We start from the raw sequence: 26937 nt of genomic DNA on the forward strand, positions 1-26937 counted from the left end.
ATCAGATACCGCGCAGCCGCCAGGACCGCCACCAGAGCCGCTCGCGCACCTTGGAGACCACGGCGGTGAGCACCAGCGGCTGCAGGTACGGCATCGCCTTGGCGCCGATCGCGCGGCGCAGCAGCAGGCCCTTGTACTCGGGCAGGGCGCGGTAGTTCGGCCAGCACTCGGCGGCGAAGGCGATCAGGTCGGCCTCCGGCACCACGTCGGTGCGGCCGCGGTCGTAGGCGCGCACGGCGCGGCGCAGCGCGATCCGGGCCAGCTTGCGGTTGACGGTGTCGGCCAGCTTGGCCCGGTTCTGCAGGTGCTCGGCGCAGCCGCTGAGCACGGCGTCGTAGGCCACCTTGTTCTGCCGCAGGTCGTCCATCTGGCCGCCGAACTCGGTGGCCGACATGTTGTTGCCGTGCTTGCGGTAGTACGCCTGGTCGACGCCCCGGAGGTAGCCCACGTCGGCCCGGGAGGCCAGCCGCATCCACATCTCCACGTCGCCGGCGTGCGGGAGTTCCGGGTCGTAGCCGCCGACCTCGCGCTGGAGCGCGGTGCGCACCACCACCTCGGGGGAGGTGATGCAGCCGTGCGCCTCCTTGAACCGCCGGGCCAGCCACCACTGGCCGGGGAAGACGGTGGTGCCGCGCAGCTCGGTGCGGGCGGGCGGCAGCGGGCTGCCGTGCTGGAAGTGGATCGGGTGGCCGTAGGCGAAGCCGACCTCGGGGTGCGCGTCGAGCAGGGCCACGGCCCGGGTGAGCGCGCCGGGGGTGAGCCGGTCGTCGGCCGAGAGCAGCACGGTGTAGTCGCCGTCGGCCCACTCCAGCAGGCCCTCGTTGTAGGTGGCGATGTGCCCCTTGTTGACGGCGTGCACCCGCACCTCGATCCGCGGGTCCTTGGCGGCCAGCGCCAGGGCGGCCTCGGCGGAGTCGTCGGGTGAGCAGTCGTCGATGATCAACACCCTGACGTCCAGACCCGGTTGCTCGTCGAGCACGCTGCTGACGCAGTCGGCGAGATAGTGGCCGTACTTGTAGCACGGGATCACCACGCTGACGGAGCTCACGTTCGAAGGTCCTCTCTCAAAGGGGAGTTGTGGTGCGGCGGGCCCGGGAGCGCGGTGGCTCCCGGGCCCGGTCGGGTCAGCTGATCGGTCCGCTGCCCGGTCGGGTCAGCTGGTCGGTTCGCTGCCCGGTGTCGCGGTGGTCGGGCCGTTGGCCACGCCCAGCAGGCCCCCCAGCAGCTTCTCGAGCGGAGTCAAGAGGCTGTCCAGGAGCGGGAGCTGTAACGAGGTCACGGGCGCGCCCGCCGGGCGGACGTTGGTGAAGACCGGGTCCACCCAGTAGTTGGTCGAGTTGAAGGTGCTGGTCGGGAAGCCGGTGGCACCGTACTTGTAGATGCCGTTGGCGCTGCCCGTGGCGTCCGGGGTGGCCCGCAGCGGGTAGTTGGAGTAGCCGTTGGCGAAGTACCCGTTGCTGCCGGAGTAGTGGCCCTTGGGTGCGAAGTACGAGACCACGTAGTTCGTGCCGGCCGTGACGGCGACCGGGGTGGTGAAGGTCAACTGCTGCCAGCCGGAGGCCGTCTCGCCGGAGAACGAGCCGGTGGCGAGCTGGGTGCCGGTGTTGGACCAGAGCGTACCGGTGTGGGTGCCGGTGTTGGCCACCGACTTGTAGAACCGGACGCCGGTGATCCAGCCGTTGATCGACGGGGTGAAGCGGGTGCCGAGCTCGACGGCGGTGGCGTCACCGGAGTCGAGCGAGGCGGGTGCGGTGGCGGAGTTCCACAGCGTGCAGGGGCAGGTGACGGTGGGCGGGGTGGGGCTGGTGGTGAAGCTCCAGGTCTTCGGCGCCGCCATGGTGTTGCCCCACGGGTCGTTGGCGCTGACCGTGGCGGTGTAGGTGGTGCCGAGCGCCAGCTGCCCGTTGGGGCGCAGCGTGGCGGTGGCGGTGGCGGTGTCGTAGCTCACGGCGGCGGAGACCGCGCCGCCGCCACCGGTGAGGGTGAAGTTGAGCGTCTTGGAGTCGATGGTGTGGTTGAAGGTGGCCGTCGGGCTGGCCGTGATGGCCACCCCGGTGCTGCCGGCCACCGGGGTGACGGCGGTGACGGCCGGCGGGATGGTGGTGTTGGCCGAGGTGTCGAGCACCGCGTCCACCCAGTAGTTGGAGCTGTGGTAGCTGCTGTTGGGGAAGCCGCCGCCGGTGTTGTACCGGTAGAGGGCGTTGTCCCCGTCGGCCCCCGCCATCAACGCCTTGATCGGGTCGATCCCGGCGCCCTGCCCGGTGAAGTAGCCGTCGTCGTACGAGTAGTGGCCGTTCGGGGCGTAGTAGGAGGCGATGTAGGTGGTGTTGGCCTTGACCGGCACGGGCTGGGCGAAGGTGAGCTGCTGCCAGCCGGAGGCGGTCTCCCCGGTGAAGGTGCCGGTGCCGAGCAGGGTGCCGTCACTGGCCCAGAGGCTGCCGGTGTGGGTGCCGGTGTTCAGCGCCGACTTGTAGAACCGCACGCCGGTGACCGAACCGTTCACCGTGGTACGGAACTTGACCCCGAGCTCGATCGCGCCGGCGTCGCCGGAGTCGGCGTGGGCGGGCACCGCGGAGCTCGGCCAGACGGTGCAGGGGCACTGCTGCGGGCCGACGGTCAGCGGCACGGTCACGGTGGTGCCGTTGCGCACCGAGTCGTTGACCCCGCGCACCAGGATCTGGGTCGGGCCCTGGGTCAGCGGGGTCCAGGTGTAGCTCCAGGTGGTGGTGCCGGTGGCGCCCTTCCAGGTGGTGCCGCCGTCCACCGAGACCTCGACCCGGGCCACCACGCCGGGCACGCCCGGGGCGGAGAAGCCGAGGTCGGCAGCGGTGCCGGAGACGGTGACCGGCTTCTGCACCGGCACCGTGGCGCCGGAGGCGGGGGCGGAGACCAGCACGGTCGGGCCGCCGGTCTCGGTGCTCGCCGCGGCCGCGGTCAGCCCGCTCTGCAGCGTGGTGGGCTGGGCGCCCATGTCGGCCAGCAGGTTCACCGTGGCCTGCTGCATCCGCGGGTCCTCGGTGGTGGTGTTGCCCACGTGCAGGGTGTCCAGGCCCCAGGACCACTGCACCGTGCCGGCCCCGAAGACCAGCGCGCCCGAGCTCGGGTCACGGTAGAGGGTGGGGCTGTGGGTGGCCACGCCGTTGGCGTAGGTGTTGCCGTTGTCCTGCAGCATGTTGCCGTCGTTGATGGCCACCGTGGTGGAGGACAGGTCGATCGCGCCCGGCGGCCGGAAGCCGTTGTCCACGTCCGAGTCCCACTCGTAGCCGAGCGTCCCGGTCGGGAAGGTGGCCACCTGCCCGGCGGGCAGGGTGGTGATCGAGGTGTTCCGCCAGAACCGCAGCTTGCCGAAGGCGGCCGGCACCGTCATGGCGTCGTTGCGGTACCCGTTGACCTGGAACAGCTGCCCGGTGAGCGCGTTCTGCGGCTTGCCGCCGCCGCGTCCGGCCCCGACCGGGTCCATCCAGGTGCCGGTCCACTGACCGCTCGGGTCGGGCACTCCGTCCACGCCGGGGATCTGCAGCTTGGTCTCCTTGTAGCAGACCAGGGTGCGGTACGAAGTCCCGGACGCGTCGATGGAGTTCTCGAACCGGGTGCGCCAGAACATCTCGTTGGCCGAGAAGAAGGCCAGGTTGACCCCGGCCGCCCGGGCCGCGGTCACGTTGTCGCGCTGGGCCTGGTTCCAGTACTCGTCATGGCCGTTGGACAGGAAGACCTTGTGGTTCTGGAGCAGCACGCCCTTGGTCGACACGTCGATGCCGCTCAGGTAGCTGACGTCGTAGCCGTTGCGCTCCAGCCAGCCGATCATCGAGTACTCGGAGCCGTAGATGCCGTTGTCGGCGCCAATGTCCAGCGGACGGTTGTAACTCACCTTGTACGCGCGGCCGTCGGGCGCGGGCCCGGAGCCGTTGTACAGGTTCTGGCCGCCCCACTGGTTGTACGCCTGCCAGGTCTGGTCCGAGGTCTGCACCACGACGTCGGAGTGGCTGGACTCGTCCCGGATGATGATCGGGTACGGCATCAGGCCACTGCCGTCGGCCTGCTGGATGTTGGCCAGGTAGAGCCCGGAGACGGCGTCGGCGGGCACCTGCCAGGTCACGGTGGTGGTCCAGTTGCCGCAGTCCACCAGGCCGGTGGAGGCGTCCGAGAGGCAGTTGGGCTGGGTCTTGGCCGGGTAGGTGGCGGTGGGCGAACTGGGCATCTTGCGGGCCCGGTTGCCCTGGTACCAGCCGAGCCGGTAGATCTCGATCTGGTACGCGGTGGGCGAGTTCACCTTGAACTCGACGGTGTCACCCGGCTTGTAGCTCTCGTGGGCGGTGAAGCCCTGGATGGCCCCCCAGGCGTTCGGGGAGTACCAGTCCGACACCGGATCGCCCGGCTTGCTGTTCTCGCAGGCCACCTTGTTCACCACCGGGGTGGCGCACGGGTCCCCGGCGGCGTGCGCGGGAAGCGCCGTCAGGGTGGTGGCTCCGAGCAGCAGGACTCCGGCGAGCAGCGCCCGGGGGAAGCGGCCGATCGCGCGGATTCGGTGAGCTACGGATGTTCTCCACGGCGGTCGGCCCGCCGTGCTGCCGATCTTCATGTGTTGTTCTCCCCTAGTTGTGCAGGCTTAGGGCAGCGCGGGCGCGGCCCGCCCGGGTGCCCCGACTGCCGCCCGCAGGTACCGGGCCGGCGCGCCGGCCCAGACCTCGTGCGGCGGTACGTCGTGCAGGACGACGGATCCCATGCCGACCAGCGACCAGCGGCCGACGGTCGTGTACTCACGCAGCAGCGCACCCGCGCCCAGGTAGCAGCCGCGCTCCAGGCGGCAGCCGCCGCCCAGCCTCACCCCGCTGGCCAGGGTGGCCAGCTCGGCCACCTCGACGTCGTGGGTGAGCACGGTCTGCGGCATCACGGCCACGTGTGCGCCGACGCTCGCCCGGGCGGTGACCACCGTCTGGGCGAGCAGCACGGTGCCCGGGCCGAGCTCGGCCCGGGCGGCGACGCCGGCACTGGGGTGCACCAGGGTCGCGTAGCGGCGCTCGGGCAGCGCGAGGCGCTCGGCGAGGTCGAGCCGGCTGGTGTAGACCCGGGGGTTGACGGTGCAGAGCAGCACCTTGGCCCGGGGCAGTTCGTGCACCAGCTCGGCCGGGCCCAGCACCGGCACGCCGTCGACGCGCTGTCCGTGCAGCGCCGGGTTGTCGTCCAGGAAGCCGCGCAGCCGCCAGCCGGCGGCATATGCGGCCTCGGCCGTCTCACGGCCGAAGCCGCCCGCCCCGACGATCACCAGCTCGGGACGGACGGCCCTCTTGGAGGGTTGCCTCAGCACGGCGCACCGGGCAGCGGCACCAGCGCGCCACCCTGGGCCAGGCTGCGACCGGCGGCCTCCAGGATCTCCAGCACCCGCAGGCCCGCGTGCCCGTCGGTGAGCGGGGCGCGACGCTCGCGGATCGCGGCGGCGTACTCCTCCACCACCCCGCGCAGCGCCTCCTTCTCGCCCAGCGCCGGGGCGATCATCTCGCCGGAGCGGTAGTTGACCATCAACTCCCGCCGCTCGCCCGGGTCCAGCTCGTCGGGCATGGCCAGGTCGACGCCCCGGTCGAACAGCGCCAAGCGCTGCTGCGGGTTGAGGTCGTCCCAGATCAGGGTGCGCTTGGAGCCGCCGACCATGGTGGTGCGCACCTTGGTCGGGGAGAGCCAGTTGACGTGCACGTGGGCGATCGCCCCGGAGGCGAGCTGCAGCGTCAGGTACGCGACGCAGGCCCGGCCGACCCCGATCGGGTCGGCGCCCTGGGCGGCCACCGCGACCGGGCGGTCGCTCTCGGGCAGCACGAAGTCCAGGATGGAGAGGTCGTGCGGGGCCAGGTCCCAGAGCACGTCCACGTCCCGCTGGACGAGCCCGAGGTTGATCCGCACCGAGTCCACGTACTGCACGTCGCCGATCTCGCCGGAGCGCACCAGCTCGCGGATCCGGCTGACCGCCGGGGTGTAGCAGTAGGTGTGGTCGCACATCAGCACCAGCCCGCGGCGCTCCGCCTCCTCGACCAGCTGCCGGCCCTCCTCGCCGGTGGCCGCCAGCGGCTTCTCCACCAGCACGTGCTTGCCGGCCCGCAGCGCGGCCATCGCGACCGCGAGGTGGGTGCCGGCCGGGGTGGCCACCGCGACGGCGGCCACCTCCGGGTCGGCCAGCACGGCCGCGTAGTCGTCGGTGGCGGTGACCGTGGAGTAGCCGCCCAGCACCCGCTCGGCCCGCGACCTGTCCAGGTCGCAGACCCAGCGCAGCCGGAACTCGGGCGAAGCCTGGAAGTTGCGGATCAGGTTCGGGCCCCAGTACCCGGCCCCGATCACGGCCAGCCCCAGCGTCTCTGTCACGGCGTCAGGCCCTTTCGACGGTGCGTCGGTTGCGGTCATCAGTAGGCCCCCTTGCCACGCGCCACCGCACTGGTGGTGCGCAGCAGGATGAGGGCGTCGAGCGAGTGCGACCAGTTGTCCACGTAGCTCAGGTCGAGCCGGACGGCCTCGTGCCAGGGCAGGTCGGAGCGTCCGCTGACCTGCCAGAGGCCGGTCAGTCCGGGCTTGACCAGCAGCCGGCGGCGGGTCACCTCGTCGTAGTCGAGGGTCTCCTCCGGCAGCGGCGGCCGCGGGCCGACCAGGGACATGTGCCCGGCCAACACGTTGAACAGCTGCGGTAGTTCGTCCAGCGAGTAGCGGCGCAGGAAGCGGCCCACGGTGGTGGTGCGCGGGTCCTGGCGCATCTTGAAGAGCGGGCCGTCGGTGTTCAGGTTGAGCTCGGCCAGCTCGCTGCGCAGCGACTCCGCGTTGTGCAGCATGGTGCGGAACTTCAGCATGGTGAACGGCTCGCCGTCCAGCCCGACCCGGCGCTGGCGGAAGAAGGCGGGGCCGGGGCTGCTGAGCCTGACCAGCAGCGCGAGCACCAGCAGCAGCGGGGTGAGCATCAGCAGCCCCACCGAGGCCAGCACCCGGTCCAGCACCTCCTTGGGCAGCCGGGCCGCGTGCCCCGAGCGGACGGGGGCCCGCACGTGCACCAGCGGCATCCCGCCGACGGCCTGGACGCTGAGCCGCTCGGCGGCCACGTCCGCGAGCATCGGGCTGACCAGCAGTTGGACGCCCTCGCCGTCCAGCGCCCAGCCCAGGCCGCGCAGCGCCTGGTGGTCCAACTCCCCGCCGGGCAGGGCGATCACCATCTCGCAGGCGGTGCGGCGCACCGCCGCCGGCACGTCCTCGGTGCGGCCGAGCACCGGCAGTCCGGGCTCGCCCGGCTCGGTGACACAGGCCCCCACCAGGTGCAGTCCGTGCGGCCCCTGCCGGGAGAGCGAGTCGGCGAAGGCCCGGACGGACTCCGGCTCGCCGATCACCAGCACCCGGCGCAGGTGGCGCCCGGCCGCCCAGTGGGCGAGCGTCCTGGAGCGCAGCACCGCGCGCAGCAGGAGGGTGAGCAGTGCGGCGGCGGCGAGGCCGGCCACCGCGTCGTGCAGCAGTCTCTCCTGGCCGCCCAGGACGAGTTCGGAGCCGATGACGGCGGCTCCGCACAGGCCCAGCGCGGCCTTGCCTATCCGGCCGTGGTCGGCCGCGGCCTGCGTTAACTGCCGGTGCCCGTAAGCCCGGACGGCGAGCAACGCCGCAGGCCAGAGCAGTGGCAGCAGGGTGTAGACCTCTGCCCGTCCGTGGTCGAGGTACACCACGAGCGAGGCGGCCGCAGCCGCCAGCAGGTCCACCGAGACGAGCTTGAGTAGGTGGTCGCGCTGCCGGTTCCGGCGCAGATCGCGCGGAGTCCTGACATCGCGGTAATTGTCCGAACGTGCGGCCGATTCAACGGCCATGCTGTGCCCCCCAGCCAGTACGCCTGACGAAAAAAGACGTAAGACGGCACGACCATGAGCAGCGCACACCGGTATCCCCCGAACCAGCGCGCGGACTCCCTCAAGCCGTACCGTGCGATCCCCAGGAGAGAAGGTAGCGGCCCGACACGACATCGGACGGACAAACCGCAAACAATCTCTCCAACTATGTGGGTGTCCGGTGGAGAGGCGGACGATCGGCTTCAACCTGCGCCCCCCGTACGCCCCCCGGTGACGCCCGGGCGGCCGATCGGTGAAACGCCTGACCACGAGCCGTGCCACCACGCATACTTGGCCCCGCGTCACCAAGGATCGTGCGGAGCGACGGGCCCGGGGCGGCCACGGCGAGGGGAAACGATGAAGGCTGCGGAAGTTGCAGTGATTGTGGTCACGTGGAACAGCGCCGAGGTACTGCCCGGCCTGCTCGACTCGCTGGATCGCGGACTGCTGGGAGTTTCCTGGGAGTTGACTGTAGCTGACAATGCGTCAGCGGACCAGACACTCTCCGTGGTACGCAGTGCCGTGCCCTCCGCCCGGGTCGTGCAGACCGGATACAACGCGGGCTACGCCGCCGCGATCAACGCGGCCCTGGCGAGCGTCGCCCCGAGCCGGGCGGTGCTCATCCTCAACCCCGACATCCGGCTGGCCGAGGGCTGCGTGGCCACCATGCTGCGCGAACTCGACACCCCCGGCACCGGCCTGGTCGTACCCCTGCTGACCGGCGAGGGCGGCGGGCTGACCCACTCGCTGCGCCGCGAGCCGGCCGTGCTGCGCGCCTGGGGCGAGGCCCTGCTGGGCAACCGCCGGGCCGGCCGCTGGCCCGCCCTCGGCGAGCTGGTCACCACCGAGGCCGCCTACCGCACCACCACTACGGCCGACTGGGCCACCGGGGCGGCGATGCTGGTCTCCACCGACTGCGTCGCGGCCTGCGGCCCCTGGGACGAGTCCTTCTTCCTCTACTCCGAGGAGACCGAGTACGCCCTGCGCGCCCGCGACCTCGGCTACGCCACCCGGCTCGCCCCCACGGCCCGCGCCGTCCACCTGGAGGGCGACTCCGAGGTCTCCCCGCGCCTGTGGACCCTGCTCACCCTCAACAAGGTGCGCCTCTTCCGCCGCCGCCACGCCCTCCCGGCCACCGCCCTGTTCTGGACGGCCACCCTGCTGCGCGAGGGCTCCCGCGCCCTGCTCGGCCACACCCGCAGCCGCCGCGCCGCCGCCGCCCTGCTCAGCCCGGCCCGCCTGCGCACCCGCCCGACCGCCGACAACCTGGCCTGAGGCGCACAGCGTGTACCTCTCCTCCGCCCGCTCCGCCGACCACTCCCGCCCGGCGGGCCGCGCCGCCCGGCGGGTCAGCTCCACGGTGGTGACCCTCGGGGTGGTGAGCCTGCTCACCGACATCTCCTCCGAGATGGTCTCCTCCGTCCTGCCGCTCTACTACACCTCCGTGCTCGGCCTGACGATGCTTCAGACCGGCTTCCTGGACGGCCTGTTCAACGGCGCCACGGTCTTCCTGCGGCTGGTCGGCGCCCACCTGGCCGACCGGTTCCAGGCCCGCAAGTACGTCGCCCTGGCCGGGTACGGCCTCTCCGCGCTCTGCAAGCTGGCCCTCCCGGCGGCGGGCGCCTCGCTGCCCGCGCTCAGCGCGGCCCTCGCGGCCGACCGCAGCGGCAAGGGCCTGCGCACCGCTCCCCGGGACGCGCTGATCTCGCTCTCCTCCACCCCGGAGACCCAGGGCCGCGCCTTCGGGGTGCACCGGATGATGGACACCGCCGGCGCGTTCTGCGGCCCGCTGGCCGCCTTCGCCCTGCTCTCCGCCGTGGCGGTGGCCTACGACGCGGTCTTCGTGGCCAGTTTCTGCGTGGCCACCCTCGGGCTGCTGGTGCTGCTGCTCTTCGTCCGTGACCAGCGCGGCACCCACACCCGGGCCAAGCCCGTGCTGCGCACCGCCCTCGACCTGCTGCGCGACCGCACCTTCCGCCGCACCTGCCTGCTTGTGACCCTACTGGAGACGGCCACCATCAGCGACGCCTTCGTCTACCTCACCCTCCAGCGCCAGGACGACCTGGCGGCCCGCTGGTTCCCGCTGCTGGCGCTGGGCACCGCCGCGCCGTACCTGCTCCTCTCGCTGCCGGCCGGCACCCTGGCCGACCGTTTCGGCCCCTGGCGGCTCTACCTCGGCGGGCACCTCTGCTTCCTGGCCCTGCTCGCCCTGCTGGCGGTCGGCGGCAGCGGCCCGCTGGTGCTCACCGTGGCCCTGCTGCTGCACGGCACCTTTTACGCCGCCACCGACGCCCCGCTGATGGCGCACGCCGCCCGGCTGCTGCCGGCCGAGGCGCGCACCTCGGGCTTCGCGGTGCTGCAGAGCCTCCAGGCGCTCGGCATGTTCGCCTCCTCGCTGCTCTTCGGCACCGCGTACCGCCTGGTCGGCGCCCGCACCACCCTCGAACTCTTCGCCGTGGGCCTGCTGTTGTCGCTGGGTCTGGCCACCGCTCTGATCCGGAAGGGCACCACCGCATGACCACCCGCCTCCGCGTGACCATCTTCGCCGTGGCCTTCGCCCTGCTCGCCGCCCTGGCCATCGGCTACGGCCTGCACGCCGCCAGTCGCGAGCAGGTGACGCACCGTCAGGGCGACGGGGCCGCCCCGAGCGGCCTGGACCTCACCGGAGTGCACGGCCGGCTGCTCTTCCGCGACACCGAACCCGGGCCCGGCTACGGCCTGTTGGCCACCGTGGCGAGCTCGGAGCCGACCGGCCCGCGCACCGTCGGCCAGACCTCCTGCGAGCGGGTGTACGCGGCGGCCGGCACGGTGGTCTGCCTGGCCACCACCTACGCGGCCATCCCGCGCCACACCGTGAAGATCCTCGACGCCACCCTGGCGGTCAAGCGCGAACTCGACCTCGGCGCGGGCGCCCCGAACCGGGCCCGGATCTCGGCCGACGGCCGGATGGCCTCCTGGACGGTCTTCACCTCGGGCGACTCCTACGCCGCCAACACCTTCTCCACCCGCACCTCCATCCTGGATGTGCGCACCGGCACCCTGACCGCCACCCTGGAGAACTTCGACGTCCGCAAGGACGGGCAGCAGTACCTCCCGGTGGACCGCAACTTCTGGGGCGTGACCTTCACTTCGGACGACAACACCTTCTACGCCACCATGTCGCCGATCAGCACCGGCAAGACCTACCTCGTCCGGGGCGACCTGGCCAAGCACTCGCTCACCGTGCTCCGGGAGAACGTCGAGTGCCCCTCGCTCTCCCCCGACGGCACCCGGCTGGTCTTCAAGAAGCGGGTCTCCGGCGGCACCACCGCGCCCTGGCACCTGGCGGTGCTCGACCTGGCCACCATGAAGGAGACCCTGCTGGCCGAGCAGCGCAGCGTGGACGACCAGGCGGCCTGGCTGGACGACCGCACCGTCACCTACGCCGTCCCGGTGGCCGGCAAGTCCACCACCGACCTCTGGCAGGTGCCCGCCGACGGCTCCGGACAGCCGAGCGTGGTGCTGCACAACGGCTTCTCCCCGGCCCCACTGCCGTAGTCCTCCTCAGGCCCGGGTGATCCGACTACCTGCCCGTCGGATCATCCGAATTTCCTCCGTGCCGAAACTTTCTCCCCGCCGGGCCTCGCCAGCCCGGCCGGGGCGCTGCCATCCTGGAACGGTGACGCCGAGCTATCGCGAGATCGCCGCACGTGTCCTGAACGAGATGTCCACCGCCCCCGGCTGGCGGCTGCGCGAGGACGAGACCTGGTGCTTCGCCACCCCGCCCGACCGCCCGCGCCGGGCCCAGGGTTGGAAGCTGCACCTCTCCACCACCCCCGACTCCGCACCCCGGCTGCTCGCCGAGGCCACCCGGGTGCTGGTCGCGGCCGGCTGCGCGTTCAAGTTCGCCGTCACCCCGCAGGTGGCCGCCGAGCTCAACGGGGTGCGGGCCGTCCGCGGGCAGTCAGGCAAGTTCCTCACCGCGTACCCGGCCGAGGACGACCAACTGCGCCGGCTCGCCGACCAGCTCCACCGGGCCACCCTCGGCCTGGCCGGGGCCGCCATCCTCTCCGACCGCCGCTACCTGCCCGACAGCGCGGTGCACTACCGCTACGGCTGCTTCGCCCCGCCCCACGAGCTGAGCGACGAGGGCTTCTACGAGGGCCGGCTCCGTGCCCCCGACGGCAGTTCGGAGCCCGACCAGCGCAACCCCTGGTTCTCCCCGCCCGGTTGGGCTCCGCTGCCGTTCGAGCACCACGGCACCGCCGCGCGCCCCGGCGGCCCGGTCCGGCTGGCCGACCGCTACCTCGTCCACTCCGCCATCCGGCACTCCAACCGGGGCGGCGTCTACCGCGCCCGGGACGAACTCACCGGCGAGGAGGTGCTGTTGAAGGAGGCCCGCCCGCACGTGGGCGCCGAGCCCGGCGGCCGGGACGCCCGCAGCTGGCTGCGCCACGAGGCCGAGGTGCTGGCCGCGCTCGCGCCCCGCCGGGTCGCCCCCGCCCCGCGCGAGGTCTTCGAGAGCGGCGGGCACGTCTTCCTGGTCGAGGACTACATCGACGGCGTCAGCCTGCAGCGCTGGGCCGCCGACCGGGCCCGCCAGTGCGGCGGCCGGATCCCCGCCCCGGAGCTGCGCCGACTGGCCCTCGCCCTGGCCGGGTTGATCCACGAGGTGCACTCCGCCGGGTACGTGCTGCGCGACTTCAAGCCGGGCAACGTGGTGATGGCCGCCGACGGCACGCCCGTGCTGGTCGACCTGGAGGCCGCCGTCCGCCCCGGCGCCCCGGCCCGGGTCACCGGCACCCGCGGCTTCACCGACCCCGCCTACCTCGAAGCCGCCGACCGCGCCGCCACCCCGACGCCCCCGGCCCCCGGTCCGGAGGCCGACTGCTACGCCCTGGGCGCGACCCTGCTGCACGTGGCCACCGGCATCAACCCCGTGCTGGCCCCCGACACCCCGCCGTCCCGCCCCACCGCCGAACGCCTCGCCGCCCTGGTCCGCACCGCCACCCCCGCCTTCCCCGCCCTCCGCAGCCTCGGCCCGCTCATCCTCGGCCTCACCGCCGACCGCCCGACCCGCTGGACCCTCACCCAGGCCACCGCCCACCTGACCGCCACCCCCGTCCCGCGCCCCGCCCCGCCCTCCTCCACCGGCCTGCCCGCACTCCTCCACCACGCCGACCGCCTCCTCACCGACGGCCTCGCCGAGCTCGCCGCCACCCTCACCCCCGAGGCCGAGTACCTCTGGGCCCGTCCCCGGGCGCTGCCGCCCGGCGACCCCTGCAACGTCCAGATGGGCGCCGCCGGCATCCTCGCCGTGCTCGACCGGGCCGTCCGCTGCGGCCACACCGCCGCCGAACCGACCCTCCACACCACCGCCCACTGGCTCGCCGACCGCCTCGACCGCCCCAGCCGGGTCCTCCCCGGCCTCTACTTCGGCCGCTCCGGCGCCGCCTGGGCCCTGTACGAGGCCGCCCGCACCCTCGACGACCAGGGCCTCGCCGACCGCGCCCTCGACCACGCCCTCCACATCCCGCTCGACTCGCACCACCCCGACCTCTGCCATGGCCTGGCCGGCGCCGGCACCGCCCAACTGCACCTCTGGCGGGCCACCGGCGACAAGCGCTTCGCCGCCCGCGCCACCGAGTGCGCCGACCGCCTGCTCGCCCTGGACGCCCCACCCGCCACCATCGACTGGCCGCTCGGCCCCGAGCACCGCCGCGAACTGGCCAACGCCACCTCGTACGGCTTCGCCCACGGCCTGGCCGGCCAGGCCGCCTTCCTGCTCGCCCTCGGCCGCGAGCTCGACCTGCCGGGGCCGGTGGAGATCGCCACCGCCGCCGGCCACGCCCTCTGCGCGGTGGCCGCCCCGGACGGCCCGGCCGCCGAGTGGCCCAAGGGCCCCCGCCGCACGGACCGCCCGGGCCTGGACTACTGGTGCCACGGCGCCGCCGGCATCGGCACCTTCCTGATCCGCCTCTGGCAGCACACCGGCGAGCCCGCCTTCCGCGCCCACGCCGAACGCGCGGGCGCCGCCGTCCACCGCGACCGCTGGCGCCTCGGCCCGGGCAACTGCCACGGGGCCTCCGGCAACGCCGAGTTGCTGCTCGACCTGGCCGAGGCCACCGGTGAGGAGCAGCACCGCGAGCGGGCGGCCCAGACCGTCGACTGCCTCCGCGTCCGGGCCGCGCACCGGGACGGCCGCGCGGTGCTGCCGGACGACACCCTGCGTGAGCTGTGCGCGAGTTACCACGTCGGCTACTCCGGCGCGCTCGACTTCCTGCTCCGCCTCAGACACGGTGGCCGCCGCTCCTGGCTGGTCGACGCCCGTCGACCGGCCTGACGGCCACCGGGACCAGAAGATGCACCATCGAAAGGAGCCCACCCCGATGGAGACCCAGGTCCTGGAACTCCAGGAACTCCCCGAGACCGACGACCAGCCCCTCGACCCGGTGATGTGCTGCGACACCGGCCACCACAGCTTCTGGGAGAGCTACTTCTGCGTCACCCCGCCCGAGGGTGACTGCTGACCCCACCCCACCCACCAGGTGCGGACGTGCCTCCAGCCGTCCGCACCACCCTTACAGCCGACCCCAGTTGGCCTCCTCCAGCACCCCGGCCCACGGGTCACCGGCCCGCTCGGCCACCTGCTCCGGGGTGAAGGCCAGCTGCTCCGCACTCCGGCAGGCCGCCACCTCGGCCCACTCCAGCGGGGTGGACACGCCCGGCACCCGCCCGGCCCGCAACGAGTACGGCGCGGCCGTGGTCTTGGCGCTGTTGTTCTGCGACCAGTCCACGAAGACCCGGCCCGTCCGCAGCCGCCGCTCCATCCGGTCCACCACCAACCCGGGGTGCGCCACCCGCAGCCGGGCGGCCAGCTCCCGCGCGTACGCCCCGGCCGTCCGCGCCGGAGTCGGCCGCAGCGGCACCGCCAGGTGCAGACCCTTCGCCCCGGAGGTCTTCGGCCAGACGGTCAGCCCGTCCGCCACCAGCAACTCCCTGGCCAGCAGGGCCACCGCGCAGCACTCCACCACCGACATCCCGGGCCCCGGATCCAGGTCGACCACCAGCCGGTCGTGCTCGGCCGGGTCCTCCCGCCACTGCGGCACGTGCAGCTCCAGCGCGCCGAGATTGGCCGCCCAGATCAGGGTGGGCAGATCGGCCACCACCACCTGCTCCAACTCGCCCTCGCTGTGCGTCACTTGCATCGTAGTCAGCCAGTCCGGAGCCCCCGCCGGCAGGTGCTTGGCCCAGAACCGCTGCTCCGCCACCCCACCCGGGAAGCGCAGGAAGGAGGCCGGCCGCCCAGCCAGGTGCGGCAGCAACTTCGGTGCCACCAGGGCGTAGTAGCGCAGCGCGGCGGCCTTGGTCCACCCGGTCTCGGGGTAGAGCACTCGGTCCAGATGGGTCAGCCGGAGCTGCCTGCCGTCCACCTCCGTGATGGTCACCGCCGGATCCGCCACCCTGACCACCGCCGATCACCGACCCGTCCAGTCGAGCAACTCCCGTTCGCTCCAGGTGGTGACGATCCGCTCCGCCGGGATCCCGGCCTTCGCCGCCCGCGCGCACCCGTACGCCTGCCAGTCGAGCTGCCCGGGCGCGTGGGCATCGGTGTCCACCGAGAACAGGCACCCCGCCTCCACCGCCAGCGCGATCAACTCGCCGGGCGGGTCACGCCGTTCGGGCCGACAGTTGATCTCCACGGCCGTCCCGCTCTCGGCGCAGGCGGCGAACACCTTGGCGGCGTCGAACCGTGACTGCGGCCGGGGCTTGTCGCCCAGCAGCCGCCCGGTGCAGTGGCCGAGCACATCGGTGTGCGGGTTGCGCACGGCGGCCAGCAGCCGCCTGGTCATCAGCATCGGATCCATCCGCAGCTTGGAGTGCACCGAGGCCACCACCACGTCCAACTGCCCCAGCAGCCCGTCCTCCTGGTCCAGGGCGCCGTCCTCCAGGATGTCGCACTCGATCCCGGTGAGCAGCCGGAACGGCGCGAGCTCGGCCCGCAGCTCCGCCACCACCTCCAGCTGCCGCCGCAGCCGCTCCGGGCTCAGCCCGTGCGCCACGGTCAGCCGGGGCGAGTGGTCGGTGAGCACGGCCCACTCGTGGCCGAGCTCCTTGGCGGTGCGGGCCATCACGGCGATCGGGCTGCCGCCGTCCGACCAGTCCGAGTGCAGGTGGCAGTCGCCGCGCAGCGCCGCGACCAGTTCCTCCCCACCGACGGCCAGCGGCTCCTCGGCCTGCTGCTCCAGCTCGGCCAGATAGGCCGGCACCCGGCCGCCGACCGCCTCCGCGATCACCTTCGCCGTGGTCGCCCCGACCCCGGGCAGCGCCGTCGCGTGCGCGGCCAGCTCCGCCAGGTCGGGCCGCTCCTGCTCCGCCAGGTGGGCCCGGACGGCCTCGGCGGCGTGCCGGAAGGCCTGCGCCCGGTACGGCGAGGCCTGCGCGCGCTCCAGCAGGAACGCGGTCCGTTCCAACGCCCGAACGGGGTCCATGTGCCCCACGTGCCCGGTGTGACCCCTGAGGAAACCCGCCCCACCCGGTTTCCACCCGCCCCACCCGGGCAAGCCGACCTACAGGGGGACGCTCCCGGAGGAGGCACCGCCATGTCGCAGCCCACCACCGTCGACCGCTCGGCCGGCATCCCGCCCGATGCCCTGCACAACGACGTCCTGCTGCGCGAGCTGGCCCAGCTCCACCGCACCCGCCACGAGACCTTCCTCTACGGCTCCGAAGAGGCCCTCCGCCGCCACACCCTGCGCACCGGCCAGCTCGAAGCCGAGTTCGTCCGCCGCTTCCCCTACCGCCAGGTCGCCGCCACCCGCACCCGCAGCGGCGCCCGCGCCCGCGAAGCCGCCACCCAGATCGCCTCACACCCGTAAACCAGGGGCGCGGGGAACTGCGCGGCCAGCCACCCGGCCACCCCACCTGTTACGCAGAGCTACTTGGCACCGTCTGCGAACAGAGCAACCGGTGAACCGAAAGTCAGGACACCGCCCGCAGGTGCCTCGGCCGGGCCGCCTCCAGGGCGGCCTGCAGCTCGTCCCGGTTCATCGAGGACCGCCCCGCGATGCCCTGCTCGGTGGCCAGCTTGTACAACTCCGCCTTGGTCAGCTCCCCCAGCTCCGGCCCGGCGGCCCCCCGCTTCGCCTTCGCCTTCTCCCCCTTCGCCTTCGCCCCCTTCACCTTGGGCTCCCCCTTCGCCCCGGGCTCCTCCTCTGCCTCCGCCGTACCCTCCGCCCCCGCGGTCCCCGCAGTCCCCGGGGCCGCTGCGCTGAGGCTCCGCTGCAACACGTCCATCAGGTCCACCACGTTGGTGGACTCCGGCGCCGGGGCGGCCCGCACGGTGTCCTCGCCACTCAGCTTGGCCTCCACCAGTGCCCGCACCTGCTCCGCATAGGTGTCGTGGTACGCCGCCGGATCCCACTCCACGCTCAGTGCCTCGATCAACTGCCGTGCCGCCGCCACCTCTTGCTCGCGCGGGGCGGCGTCCTCGCCGGCCCCCGGCAGATTGTCCACCTCACGCCGGGGGTCGCGGACCTCGTCCGCGTAGTGCATGGTCTGCAACACCAGCAGGTCGCCCTCCGCCCGCACGGCCGCCAGGTACTGCTTGCCCCGCATCGCGAAGTTCGCCACCCCCGCCCGCCCGGTCTCGGCCAGGGCGCGCCGGAGCAGCGCGTACACCTTCGCGTACTCCTTGCCGCGCGGGCCGAGGTAGTAGGTCTTGTCGAAGAAGATCGGGTCCACCCGGGCGAGCTCCACGAAGCCGCTGATCTCGATGGTCTTGGCCCGCCCGGGCGATAGTTCGTCCAGCTCGGCGGGCTCGAGCACCACGTACTCGCCCTCGGCGATCTCGTAGCCCTTGACGATGTCGCCGTAGCCGACCTCCTTGCCGGTGCGCTCGTTGACCCGCAGGTTCCGCACCCGGTCGGAGGTGCCGCGTTCCAGCTGCCGGAAGTGCAGCGAGTGGTCCTCGGTGGCGGCGTAGACGCCCACGGGCACGGTGACCAGCCCGAAGCTCAGAATCCCGGTCCAGATCGGTCGGGCCATCTCGGCCTCCTCCTGCGCAGCAACACCACGAGCAAGGCCCCCGTCCTCCATGCTGCTCCCCCGCACCCGACTGAGCACCCCCTCCGGGCGGCGTCCCCTCCCGGGGCAGGCCGTGGCAGAAAAGGTGGGGAGCACGACATTGCTGCCACCTCGCCGCCCCTGCCAGGCTGAGGCCCGTGATCAAGCGCAGCGTGCTCTTCGTCCTGTACGACGACCTCCAGAGCCTGGACGTGTCCGGCCCCTGGGAGGTCTTCGCCGGCGCCGGGGCCTACCAGCCCCGCACCGCCTCCCTCGGCGCGGCCCCGGTCCGGTCGAACAGTGGCCTGCGCCTGCTCCGGCCCCGGTCCGGTCGAACAGTGGCCTGCGCCTGCTCCCCGACGAGGACCTCCGCCGGAGCGAACCGCCGCACACCCTGGTCGTGCCCGGCGGCTCGGGCAGCCGCCACCCCCACCCCGAACTCGTGGACCGGATCAGAGAGTTGGCCGAGGGCGCCGAACGCGTCGTCTCGGTCTGCACCGGCGCCTTCCTGCTGGCCGCCGCCGGGCAGCTGGACGGCCGCCGGGTCACCACGCACTGGAAGCACTGCGCGGCGCTGGCCCGCCGCCACCCCACCGTCGAGGTGGATCCGGATCCCATCTTCATCCGGGACGGCCGGGTGGCCACCTCGGCCGGGGTGACGGCGGGGATCGACCTGGCACTCGCGCTGGTCGAGGAGGACCTCGGCCGGGAGCGGGCGCTGCCGATCGCCCGCCACCTGGTGATGTACCTGCGCCGGCCCGGCGGCCAGGCGCAGTTCAGCACCCAGCTCGCGGCCCAGCTGGCCGAACGGCAGCCGCTGCGCGAGCTGCAGCAGTGGATCGCCGAACACCCGGCCGCCGACCTGGCCGTCCCGGCGCTGGCCAGGCGGGCCGCGCTCTCACCCCGCCAGTTCGCCCGCACCTTCACCGCCGAGGTCGGCGTGCCGCCCGGCCGGTACGTGGACGCCGTCCGACTGGAGACCGCGCGCCGGCTCCTGGAGGAGTCCGCCGACGGGATCGAGCAGATCGCCCGCGCGGCCGGCTACGGCACCCCCGAGGCGATGCGGCGGGCCTTCACCCAGGCCCTGGGCACCCCGCCCTCCGAGTACCGTCGGCGGTTCAACTCAACACCTGCACCCACCACTTGAGGACAAGGCATGCGCACCGTCATCCCGCTCTTCGACCGCTTCACCGGACTGGACGCCGTCGGCCCCTACGAGATGCTGGCCGCCGTGCCCGGCGCCGAGGTGGTCTTCGCCGCCGCCGAGGCCGGGCCGGTCCGCTCCGACACCGGCTTCCTCACCCTGCACGCCGAGCTGCCGCTGCGCGCCGTCACCTCGGCCGACCTGCTGCTCGTGCCGGGAGGCCCCGGCCAGGCCGCCCGAATGGCCTATCGGCCCCTGCTCGACTGGCTCCGCGCGATCGACGCCACCACCACCTGGACGGCCTCCGTCTGCACCGGCTCCCTCCTGCTCGCCGCGGCCGGCCTGCTCACCGGCCGCCGCGCCACCACCCACTGGCTCGCCAAGGACCAGCTGGCCCCGCTCGGCGCCGTCCCCGCCGCCGAGCGCGTGGTCTTCGACGGCAAGTACGCCACCGCCGCCGGCGTCTCGGCCGGCATCGACCTCGCCCTCCACCTGATCGGCCGTACGGCCGGCCACGAGATCGCCCGGGCCGTCCAGCTCGGCACCGAGTACGCGCCGGAGCCCCCGTACGCCGCCGGCACCCCGGAGACCGCTCCGCCCGCCCTGGTCACCGCCCTCCGCGCCCGGCGCGGGACCATCCTCGGCACGGCCGACCCCGCCCACCGAACCGGCTGAACCCACCCCCGGTCCCGCCCGCGGCCTCGGCGCCCCCACCCGGCCCGCGCGACACTTGAGACATGAACGACATCTTCACCCCGCCGGTGGTGGTGCGGCCGCCCACCCGGGGAGTCCACCCGTACCGCCGAGTGGAGATCTACGGCCGCCTGGTCGGCAAGGCCTTCACCGCAGCCGACGTGGCCGAGTACATCCGCCGCGCCGGCGTGGAGGACCCCGACCTGGACGACCCGGACCTCGTCGAGTGGCGCGGCGGCGACCGCACCGCCTGGGAGCCCGACGCACCCCCGCCCGACCAGTCGGACCCGCCTCCCCCTGCGTGAGCGCCCGCCCAGGCCACCAGCCCCCGGCGGAGCCGCCTGCGCCCACCCGGGCCAACCCGGTCCCCCCATCCGTTGACGGCCCCACCGGTCGGGTGGCCGCCGCGCCCGGCCCCTGCGGTAGTGGAGAACACCCCCTACCCCGCCAGGAGCCCCGATGCGCCCCGCCAGCCCGGCCGCCCCCGCCACTCCCAAGACCAGCAGCGCCGGCAGCAGCCGCGGCGCCCGCGCCGGCCGCCGCACCACCCGCCTCATCACCGCCGCCCTCGGCCTGACCACCCTCGCCGCCCTCGCGGCGGGCTGCGCCGAGGCCGAGCTGCCGCCGATCCCGCCCGCCCCGAGCCCCAGCCCGAGTGCGGTGGCCAGCGCCGTCCCGGCGGTGGTCACGGCGCCCGGTCCGACGCCCGCGCCCAAGCCGGGCATCACCATCGCGGTGGCGAACGCGGGCGGCCTTGGGCCGATCCTGGTCGACGGGACCGGCCGCACGCTCTACCTCTCCGATGCCGACACCTCGGTCAAGTCCACCTGCGCCGCCGACTGCGCGGCGGCCTGGCCCGCCGTGACCACGCCCGGGCCGCCGGTCGCGGGGGCCGGTGCGGACCAGGGACTGCTCGGCACCACGCCCCGACCGGACGGCAGCCTCGCGGTGCTCTACAAGGGCCGCCCGCTCTACTACTTCGCCGGTGACAGCGCGCCCGGGGACGTCAACGGGCAGCAGCAGGAGCAGTACGACTCGGTCTGGTACGTCTCGAACGCGACCGGCGACAAGGTCGGCAAGGTAAAGACCGACTGACCTGCGGAGCGGTCATCCGCCCGCCGTCTCACCCTGCGACCGGTTGTTGCACTTCCTGAACCATCGACCAACTCCTGCATAATTCTTCACCCAACCCCCGGAATCTCCGCCTGTTCAGCCACATTCTTATACGTTACCCGTATGAACAATCCCATTCAGTCATTCCTCAAGGGACGCTCAAATACGTCCCGACCTGGGAAGATGACAGACCGCCGACAACCATAACCGGCTCGTGAAAATAGCTCGGAGAATGTAACTATTTAGAATCGGCGCCTGTTGTGGAGCGCCGCGCTGCGCCTAGCCTTGGGCAACTCTCACCACCCCTGCCGTCTTCGAGAGGTCAACCCCCATGGCTCAGACCGACCAGCTCGTCGTCTCGTCGGACAAATCGCCCACACCAGCCCCAACCGGGGGCAGCAAGCTCCGCCGCGAAGTCGGCCTGATCGGTCTGCTCTGGGCCTCCGTCGGCTCGATCATCGGGTCCGGCTGGCTGTTCGGCGCCAAGAACGCCGTCGTGGTCGCCGGCCCGGCCGCGATCATCTCCTGGGGCATCGGCGCCGTCGCCATCGCCCTGCTGGCCTTCGTGCACGCCGAGCTCGGCGGCATGTTCGCCGCCGCCGGCGGCACCGCCCGGTACCCGCACTACACCTTCGGTGGCTGGGCCGGCATGTCCTTCGGCTGGTTCTCCTGGCTGCAGGCGGCCACCGTGGCCCCGATCGAGGTCGAGGCGATGATCGGCTACGCCGGTCACTGGTCCTTCGCCCAGCACTTCCTGCACGCCGACGGCACCCTCACCCCCAGCGGGTTCGCCGTCGCCGTGCTGCTGATGGGCGTGTTCGTCGCGGTCAACTTCCTCGGCGTCCGGATCCTGGCCCTCACCAACTCGATCGCCACCTGGCTGAAGATCGCCGTCCCGCTCGGCACCATCTTCATCCTGGCCGTGACCAACTTCCACGGCTCCAACTTCACCTCGCACGGCTTCGCGCCGTTCGGCGCCAAGGGCGTGCTGGCCGCGATCAGCACCAGCGGCATCATCTTCGCGCTGCTCGGCTTCGAGCAGGCCATCCAGCTGAGCGGCGAGAGCCGCAACCCCAAGCGCGACATCCCGCGCGCGGTGCTCGGCTCGGTCACCATCGGCACCCTGATCTACACCCTGCTGCAGGTGGTCTTCATCGCCGCGCTGCCCGCCGCCGCCTTCGCGGCCGGCTGGGACAAGCTGGACTTCGCCGGCATCAGCGGCCCGTTCGCCGGTCTGGCCACCGTGGTCGGCCTCGGCTGGCTGGCGTACGTGCTGTACTTCGACGCCATCGTCTCCCCCGGCGGCACCGGCCTGATCTACACCACCTCCACCTCCCGGATCTCCTACGGCCTGAGCAAGAACGGCTACGCGCCGCAGCTCTTCGAGCGCACCGACCGCCGGGGCGTGCCGTGGTTCGGCCTGGTGATGTCCTTCGTCACCGGCGTGGTCTGCTTCCTGCCCTTCCCGAGCTGGCAGCAGCTGGTCTCCTTCATCACCTCCGCCTCGGTGCTGATGTACGCGGGCGCCCCGCTGGCCTTCGGCGCCCTGCGGGCCCGGCTGCCCGAGCGCGAGCGCTCCTACCGCCTGCCGGCCGGCGGCGTGGTGGCCCCGCTCTCCTTCGTGGTGGCCAGCCTGATCATCTACTGGTCCGGCTGGGACATCCTGATGCGCCTGGGCTTCGCGATCCTGCTCGGTTACCTACTGCTCGGCGGCTACGCGGCCTACGCAATCCACAAGAAGCTGGCGAACGCGCCCCGGCTGGACTGGAAGGCGGCCCGCTGGCTGCCGGTCTACCTGATCGGCATGGGCCTGATCTCCTGGCAGGGCGGCTTCGGCGGCACCGGCCACATCCCGCTCTGGTGGGACATGGCCCTGATCGCGGCCTTCGCCACCGCCATCTACTACTGGGCGGTCAACTCGGCCCTGTCGGCCGAGGAGATCGAGCGCAACGTCGACGAGGTCGACGTGGTGGACGCCGGCGGCCACTGATCACCCCGATCATCCGCTGAGGGCGTGTCCTACGGGTCACGTCGGAGGGCCCCGCCGGGCGGCAGTACGCCGGGCGGGGCCCCTGCGGTTGTGGGCGGGCGTGGACGGTGATTCAGTCGGAAGCGGCCGCAGCGGAGCGCCCGCTGCCCCCTGGTACCTCCCCGTACCGCTAGGAGGCCCTCCCACCATGTCCGATGCACACGTGCCGTACACCACCAACAACGCCGGTGTCCCGGTCGAGAGCGACTCGGATTCGCTGACCGCCGGCGCCGTCGGCCCGATCCTGCTGCACGACCACTACCTGATCGAGAAGATGGCGCAGTTCAACCGCGAACGCGTCCCCGAGCGGGTCGTCCACGCCAAGGGGGGCGGCGCGTACGGCGTCTTCGAGACCACCGGGGACGTCTCCGCCTACACCAAGGCGGATCTCTTCCAGCCCGGCAAGAGCTGCGAGATGCTGGCCCGGTTCTCCACCGTGGCGGGCGAGTTGGGCACCCCGGACAGCTGGCGCGACCCGCGCGGCTTCGCGCTGAAGTTCTACACCGAGCAGGGCAACTACGACCTGGTCGGCAACAACACCCCGGTCTTCTTCGTCCGTGACCCGATCAAGTTCCAGGACTTCATCCGCTCGCAGAAGCGCCGCCCCGACACCCACCTGCGCGACAACGACATGCAGTGGGACTTCTGGACGCTCACCCCCGAATCCGCCCACCAGGTCACCTGGTTGATGGGCGACCGGGGCATCCCGAAGACCTGGCGGCACATGAACGGCTACGGCTCGCACACCTACCAGTGGGTCAACGCGGCCGGCGAGCGGTTCTGGGTCAAGTACCACTTCAAGACCGACCAGGGCATCGAGTTCCTCACCCAGGCCGATGCCGACCACCTCGCCGGAGTAGACCCGGACGCCCACCTGCGGGACCTCTACACCGCCATCGAGCGTGGCGAGCACCCGAGTTGGACACTCCAGGTGCAGATCATGCCGTACGAGGAGGCCTGGAGCTACCGCTTCAACCCCTTCGACCTGACCAAGGTCTGGCCGCACGCGGACTACCCGCCGATCGAGGTCGGGCGGATGACGCTCAACCGCAACCCCGACAACTACCACGTGCACATCGAGCAGGCCGCCTTCGAGCCCTCCAACCTGGTGCCCGGCATCGGTGTCTCGCCGGACAAGATGCTGCTCGGGCGGATCTTCTCCTACCCGGACACCCACCGCTACCGGATCGGGCCCAACTACGCCCAGCTGCCGCCGAACCGGGCGCACGTGCCGGTGCACTCCTACAGCAAGGACGGCCCGATGCGCTTCGACGCCTCCCGGGCCACCACGCCGTACGCGCCCAACTCCCACGGCGGCCCGGCGGCCCAGCCGGAGCTCTGGGGCGCGCCGCTCGGCTGGGACGTGCAGGGGCAGATGGTGCGCGAGGCCTACCCGCTGCACGCCGAGGACGACGACTGGGGGCAGGCCGGCACGCTGGTCCGCCAGGTGATGGACGACGCGGCCCGCGAGCGGCTGGTCGCCAACGTCTCCGGGCACCTGCTGAACGGGGTCTCCGCCCCGGTCCTGGAGCGGGCCTTCCAGTACTGGCGCAACATCGACAAGGAGACCGGCGACCGGATCGCCGCCCGGGTCAAGGGGTAGCACTCCCCGGGGTACCGAAGGGGCGCGGGTCTTCCCGCGCCCCTTCCGGCTGCCCGCGCCAGGTCCGGGCGCCCGCGCCCCGTCCGGCTGCCCGCGCGCCCTCCGGGGCGATGGCCGGGGACGTTGACAAGGGAGTGGGGCGCGAGGAAGCTAAGCAAGCGCTTAGTCAGCACCCGTCGCACCGATCCGACGCCCCACCCCGTCGCGCCGACCCCGAGGACGCCATGAGTGACGACCGCCCCGCCGACCCGCCCGGCCTGGACCTCGCCGGGGTCCGGGCCCACCTGGACGCCGAGCTCCCCGGCCTGGTGCGCGGGCCGCTCACCGCCCGGCTGCTCGAGGGCGGCCGGTCGAACCTCACCTACCTGATCGAGGACGGCCACTCCCGCTGGGTGCTCCGGCGCCCGCCGCTCGGCCACGTACTCGCCACCGCCCACGACATGGCCCGCGAGCACCGGGTGCAGAGCGCCCTCCACCCCACCGGCTTCCCGGTGCCCCGCCCCCTGCTGCTGGTCGAGGACCCGGCCGTCACCGGCGCACCCTGCTATCTGATGGAGTACGTCGAGGGCACCCCGCACCGGGACGCCGCCGCGCTGGCCGCCCTCGGCGAGCCGCGGGTGCACGCGCTCGGCCTGCACCTGACCGAGACCCTGGTCCGGCTGCACGCGATCGACCCGGCCGCCGCCGGGCTGGCCGACTTCGGCCGACCCGAGGGCTTCCTGGAGCGGCAACTGCGCCGCTGGAGCAAGCAGTTGGACGCCAGTCGGAGCCGCGAGCTGCCCGGCCTGGACGAGCTGCGCGAACGGCTGGCCGAGTCGCTGCCCACCTCCCCCACGCCCACCCTGGTGCACGGCGACTACCGGCTGGACAACGTGCTGGTCGGCCCGGACGACCGGATCCAGGCCGTGCTCGACTGGGAGATGTCCACCCTCGGCGACCCGCTCACCGACCTCGGCCTGCTGGTGATGTACACCGAGCTGGCCCGCCAGTACGACGGCATCCTGCCCGGCGCTGCGCTCGCCCCCGGCTTCCCCACCACCGCCGAGCTGGTCGCCCACTACGCCAAGGGATCCGGCCGGGACGTGGCCGCGCTCGGCTGGTACGTCGGCTTCGCCTCGTTCAAGCTCGCCGTGGTGCTCGAAGGCATCCACTACCGGTACGGCCAGGGCGGCACGGTCGGTGCGGGCTTCGACCGGGTCGGCGAACTCGTGCCGCTCTTCGTCCGGTTCGGCCTCACCTCGCTGAAGGAGCACTGATGGACTTCGGGTACGACACCCGCACCGAGGAGCTGCGCGGGCAGCTGCAAGCCTTCCTCGCCGAGCACGTCTACCCGGCCGAGCCGGTGCTCGCCGCCCAACTCGCCGACCCGGCACGGCCGGAGTGGTCGGTGCCGCCGGTGGTCGCCGAGCTTCGCGCCGAGGCCAAGGCGCGCGGACTCTGGAACCTCTTCCTCCCGGGCGAGGTGGGCGCCGGTCTGACCAACCTCCAGTACGCGCCGCTGGCCGAGCTCACCGGCCGCTCGATCCTGCTCGCCCCGGCCGCCCTCAACTGCGCCGCCCCCGACACCGGGAACATGGAGCTGCTGGCCGAGTTCGGCTCCCCCGAGCAGCGCGCGCAGTGGCTGGAGCCGCTGCTCGACGGCACCATCCGCTCCGCCTTCGCGATGACCGAGCCCGAGGTGGCCTCCTCCGACGCCACCAACATCACCACCCGGATCGAGCGGGACGGCGCGGACTACCTGGTCACCGGCCGCAAGTGGTACATCACCGGCGCGATGAACCCGGACTGCAAGATCCTGATCGTGATGGGCAAGACCGACCCGACGGCCGAGCCGCACCGGCAGCAGAGCATGATCCTGGTGCCGCGCGACACCCCGGGCGTGACCATCCGCCGCGGCATGACCGTCTTCGGCTACCAGGACGCGGACCACGGCGGCCACGCCGAGATCACCTTCGAGGGCGTCCGGGTGCCCGCCGCCAACCTGATCGGCGGCGAGGGCGACGGGTTCGCGATCGCCCAGGCCCGGCTCGGCCCCGGCCGGATCCACCACTGCATGCGGGCGATCGGGATCGCCGAGCGGGCCCTGGAGTTGATGTGCCGTCGGGTCAGTGAGCGGGTCGCCTTCGGCAAGCCGCTGGCCGAGCAGGGTGTGGTGCAGGACTGGATCGCCGAATCCCGGGTGCGGATCGAGCAGGCCCGCCTGCTGGTGCTCAAGACCGCCTGGCTGATGGACACCGTCGGCAACCGCGGCGCCCACACCGAGATCCAGGCCATCAAGATCGCCGTCCCGGCGACGGTGGAGTGGATCCTCGACAAGGCCGTCCAGGCGCACGGCGCCGCCGGCGTCAGCCAGGACACACCGCTGGCCCAACTCTGGGCGGGCAACCGCACCTTGCGGCTGGCCGACGGCCCGGACGAGGTGCACAAGCGCTCGCTGGCCCGCCGCGAGCTCCGCCGCCAGACCAAGGAGGGCTGA

The 26937-nt window shown here is 72.8% G+C and carries 21 protein-coding genes and 1 pseudogene; 14 read left to right on the plus strand and 8 right to left on the minus strand.

Features of this window, described 5'->3' with window-relative positions; translation table 11 throughout:
- Position 1: 1 nt before the first annotated feature.
- The 5 genes from CFP65_RS07360 to CFP65_RS07380 all read right to left on the minus strand — a co-directional run bounded on the left by CFP65_RS07360 (position 2) and on the right by CFP65_RS07380 (position 7817).
- Positions 2 to 1048 (minus strand): glycosyltransferase family 2 protein, encoded by a 1047-nt coding sequence (locus CFP65_RS07360; protein ID WP_104815325.1) that lies wholly within the window; start codon positions 1046 to 1048, stop codon positions 2 to 4.
- Positions 1049 to 1153: 105 nt separating this feature from the next.
- Positions 1154 to 4579, minus strand: coding sequence for a DUF4082 domain-containing protein (locus CFP65_RS07365; protein WP_104815326.1), 3426 nt, complete (start codon positions 4577 to 4579; stop codon positions 1154 to 1156).
- A 27-nt stretch (positions 4580 to 4606) separates the two neighbouring features.
- The gene (locus CFP65_RS07370; protein WP_254552276.1) at positions 4607 to 5305 is read right to left on the minus strand and encodes an acetyltransferase; all 699 of its coding nucleotides are present in this window, start codon (positions 5303 to 5305) and stop codon (positions 4607 to 4609) included.
- Entirely contained in the window at positions 5299 to 6348 is a 1050-nt protein-coding gene (locus CFP65_RS07375) for a Gfo/Idh/MocA family protein (RefSeq protein WP_254552277.1), read from the minus strand. Before CFP65_RS07375 ends, CFP65_RS07370 begins: the two co-directional genes overlap by 7 nt.
- 38 nt (positions 6349 to 6386) lie before the next feature.
- Positions 6387 to 7817, minus strand: a complete 1431-nt coding sequence (locus CFP65_RS07380) for a sugar transferase (protein ID WP_158702079.1) — start codon at positions 7815 to 7817, stop codon at positions 6387 to 6389.
- A 375-nt stretch (positions 7818 to 8192) separates the two neighbouring features.
- Between CFP65_RS07380 and CFP65_RS07385 the strand changes: the two genes are divergently transcribed.
- The 5 genes from CFP65_RS07385 to CFP65_RS38755 all read left to right on the plus strand — a co-directional run bounded on the left by CFP65_RS07385 (position 8193) and on the right by CFP65_RS38755 (position 14344).
- Complete coding sequence (locus CFP65_RS07385) at positions 8193 to 9110, plus strand: glycosyltransferase (RefSeq protein ID WP_104815329.1); 918 nt, start codon at positions 8193 to 8195, stop codon at positions 9108 to 9110.
- A 10-nt stretch (positions 9111 to 9120) separates the two neighbouring features.
- Positions 9121 to 10353 (plus strand): MFS transporter, encoded by a 1233-nt coding sequence (locus CFP65_RS07390; RefSeq protein WP_104815330.1) that lies wholly within the window; start codon positions 9121 to 9123, stop codon positions 10351 to 10353.
- Positions 10350 to 11372 carry a hypothetical protein gene (locus CFP65_RS07395; protein ID WP_104815331.1) on the plus strand — a complete coding sequence of 341 codons (1023 nt, stop codon included), beginning with the start codon at positions 10350 to 10352 and terminating at the stop codon, positions 11370 to 11372. The genes CFP65_RS07390 and CFP65_RS07395 overlap by 4 nt, the downstream gene beginning before the upstream one ends.
- A 121-nt stretch (positions 11373 to 11493) precedes the next feature.
- A complete protein-coding gene (gene lanL / locus CFP65_RS07400) occupies positions 11494 to 14157 on the plus strand; it encodes a class IV lanthionine synthetase LanL (RefSeq protein WP_254552278.1) in 2664 nt (887 codons plus the stop codon).
- Between the two features lie 46 nt (positions 14158 to 14203).
- Positions 14204 to 14344, plus strand: coding sequence for a hypothetical protein (locus CFP65_RS38755; RefSeq protein WP_158702080.1), 141 nt, complete (start codon positions 14204 to 14206; stop codon positions 14342 to 14344).
- A gap of 51 nt (positions 14345 to 14395) precedes the next feature.
- On the opposite strand, the gene ligD is transcribed toward CFP65_RS38755, so the two are convergent.
- Together ligD and CFP65_RS07410 are read right to left on the minus strand one after the other, a co-directional pair.
- A complete protein-coding gene (gene ligD, locus CFP65_RS07405) occupies positions 14396 to 15262 on the minus strand; it encodes a non-homologous end-joining DNA ligase (protein WP_104820712.1) in 867 nt (288 codons plus the stop codon).
- 30 nt (positions 15263 to 15292) lie between these two features.
- The gene (locus tag CFP65_RS07410; protein WP_104815333.1) at positions 15293 to 16306 is read right to left on the minus strand and encodes a PHP domain-containing protein; all 1014 of its coding nucleotides are present in this window, start codon (positions 16304 to 16306) and stop codon (positions 15293 to 15295) included.
- 111 nt (positions 16307 to 16417) lie between these two features.
- On the opposite strand from CFP65_RS07410, the gene CFP65_RS07415 reads away from it, so the two are divergent.
- On the plus strand, positions 16418 to 16693 hold the full coding sequence (locus CFP65_RS07415) for a DUF6158 family protein (RefSeq protein WP_104815334.1): 276 nt from the start codon (positions 16418 to 16420) through the stop codon (positions 16691 to 16693).
- 103 nt (positions 16694 to 16796) lie between these two features.
- Here the strand turns inward: CFP65_RS07415 and CFP65_RS07420 are convergent, their stop codons facing one another.
- Entirely contained in the window at positions 16797 to 17861 is a 1065-nt protein-coding gene (locus CFP65_RS07420; RefSeq protein WP_104815335.1) for a Ku protein, read from the minus strand.
- A gap of 176 nt (positions 17862 to 18037) precedes the next feature.
- Between CFP65_RS07420 and CFP65_RS07425 the strand changes: the two are divergent.
- From CFP65_RS07425 to CFP65_RS07460, 8 genes and pseudogenes are all read left to right on the plus strand, one after another.
- Positions 18038 to 19026: pseudogene (locus CFP65_RS07425) on the plus strand (GlxA family transcriptional regulator).
- 9 nt (positions 19027 to 19035) lie between these two features.
- Complete coding sequence (locus tag CFP65_RS07430; protein WP_104815336.1) at positions 19036 to 19698, plus strand: DJ-1/PfpI family protein; 663 nt, start codon at positions 19036 to 19038, stop codon at positions 19696 to 19698.
- Positions 19699 to 19760: 62 nt separating this feature from the next.
- A complete protein-coding gene (locus CFP65_RS07435) occupies positions 19761 to 20021 on the plus strand; it encodes a hypothetical protein (RefSeq protein WP_104815337.1) in 261 nt (86 codons plus the stop codon).
- Positions 20022 to 20175: 154 nt separating this feature from the next.
- A complete protein-coding gene (locus tag CFP65_RS40140; RefSeq protein WP_217368147.1) occupies positions 20176 to 20811 on the plus strand; it encodes a hypothetical protein in 636 nt (211 codons plus the stop codon).
- 349 nt (positions 20812 to 21160) lie between these two features.
- Positions 21161 to 22819, plus strand: a complete 1659-nt coding sequence (locus tag CFP65_RS07445) for an APC family permease (protein WP_104815338.1) — start codon at positions 21161 to 21163, stop codon at positions 22817 to 22819.
- 187 nt (positions 22820 to 23006) lie between these two features.
- Positions 23007 to 24461 carry a catalase gene (locus CFP65_RS07450; RefSeq protein ID WP_104815339.1) on the plus strand — a complete coding sequence of 485 codons (1455 nt, stop codon included), beginning with the start codon at positions 23007 to 23009 and terminating at the stop codon, positions 24459 to 24461.
- A gap of 224 nt (positions 24462 to 24685) precedes the next feature.
- A complete protein-coding gene (locus CFP65_RS07455) occupies positions 24686 to 25717 on the plus strand; it encodes a phosphotransferase family protein (protein WP_104815340.1) in 1032 nt (343 codons plus the stop codon).
- Positions 25717 to 26937 (plus strand): acyl-CoA dehydrogenase family protein, encoded by a 1221-nt coding sequence (locus CFP65_RS07460; protein ID WP_104815341.1) that lies wholly within the window; start codon positions 25717 to 25719, stop codon positions 26935 to 26937. The genes CFP65_RS07455 and CFP65_RS07460 overlap by 1 nt, the downstream gene beginning before the upstream one ends.

The sequence above is a fragment of the Kitasatospora sp. MMS16-BH015 genome, from assembly GCF_002943525.1.
In the GTDB taxonomy this organism is placed as follows: domain Bacteria; phylum Actinomycetota; class Actinomycetes; order Streptomycetales; family Streptomycetaceae; genus Kitasatospora.

Coding starts and splice junctions, on each gene's coding strand:
- CFP65_RS07365 (WP_104815326.1), bottom strand. CDS start 4,579: ATGAAGATCGGCAGCACGGCGGGCCGACCGCCGTGGAGAACATCCGTA.
- CFP65_RS07380 (WP_158702079.1), bottom strand. CDS start 7,817: ATGGCCGTTGAATCGGCCGCACGTTCGGACAATTACCGCGATGTCAGG.
- CFP65_RS07385 (WP_104815329.1), top strand. CDS start 8,193: ATGAAGGCTGCGGAAGTTGCAGTGATTGTGGTCACGTGGAACAGCGCC.
- CFP65_RS07395 (WP_104815331.1), top strand. CDS start 10,350: ATGACCACCCGCCTCCGCGTGACCATCTTCGCCGTGGCCTTCGCCCTG.
- CFP65_RS38755 (WP_158702080.1), top strand. CDS start 14,204: ATGGAGACCCAGGTCCTGGAACTCCAGGAACTCCCCGAGACCGACGAC.
- CFP65_RS07410 (WP_104815333.1), bottom strand. CDS start 16,306: ATGGACCCCGTTCGGGCGTTGGAACGGACCGCGTTCCTGCTGGAGCGC.
- CFP65_RS07415 (WP_104815334.1), top strand. CDS start 16,418: ATGTCGCAGCCCACCACCGTCGACCGCTCGGCCGGCATCCCGCCCGAT.
- CFP65_RS07420 (WP_104815335.1), bottom strand. CDS start 17,861: ATGGCCCGACCGATCTGGACCGGGATTCTGAGCTTCGGGCTGGTCACC.
- CFP65_RS07430 (WP_104815336.1), top strand. CDS start 19,036: ATGCGCACCGTCATCCCGCTCTTCGACCGCTTCACCGGACTGGACGCC.
- CFP65_RS07435 (WP_104815337.1), top strand. CDS start 19,761: ATGAACGACATCTTCACCCCGCCGGTGGTGGTGCGGCCGCCCACCCGG.
- CFP65_RS40140 (WP_217368147.1), top strand. CDS start 20,176: ATGCGCCCCGCCAGCCCGGCCGCCCCCGCCACTCCCAAGACCAGCAGC.
- CFP65_RS07445 (WP_104815338.1), top strand. CDS start 21,161: ATGGCTCAGACCGACCAGCTCGTCGTCTCGTCGGACAAATCGCCCACA.
- CFP65_RS07450 (WP_104815339.1), top strand. CDS start 23,007: ATGTCCGATGCACACGTGCCGTACACCACCAACAACGCCGGTGTCCCG.
- CFP65_RS07455 (WP_104815340.1), top strand. CDS start 24,686: ATGAGTGACGACCGCCCCGCCGACCCGCCCGGCCTGGACCTCGCCGGG.
- CFP65_RS07460 (WP_104815341.1), top strand. CDS start 25,717: ATGGACTTCGGGTACGACACCCGCACCGAGGAGCTGCGCGGGCAGCTG.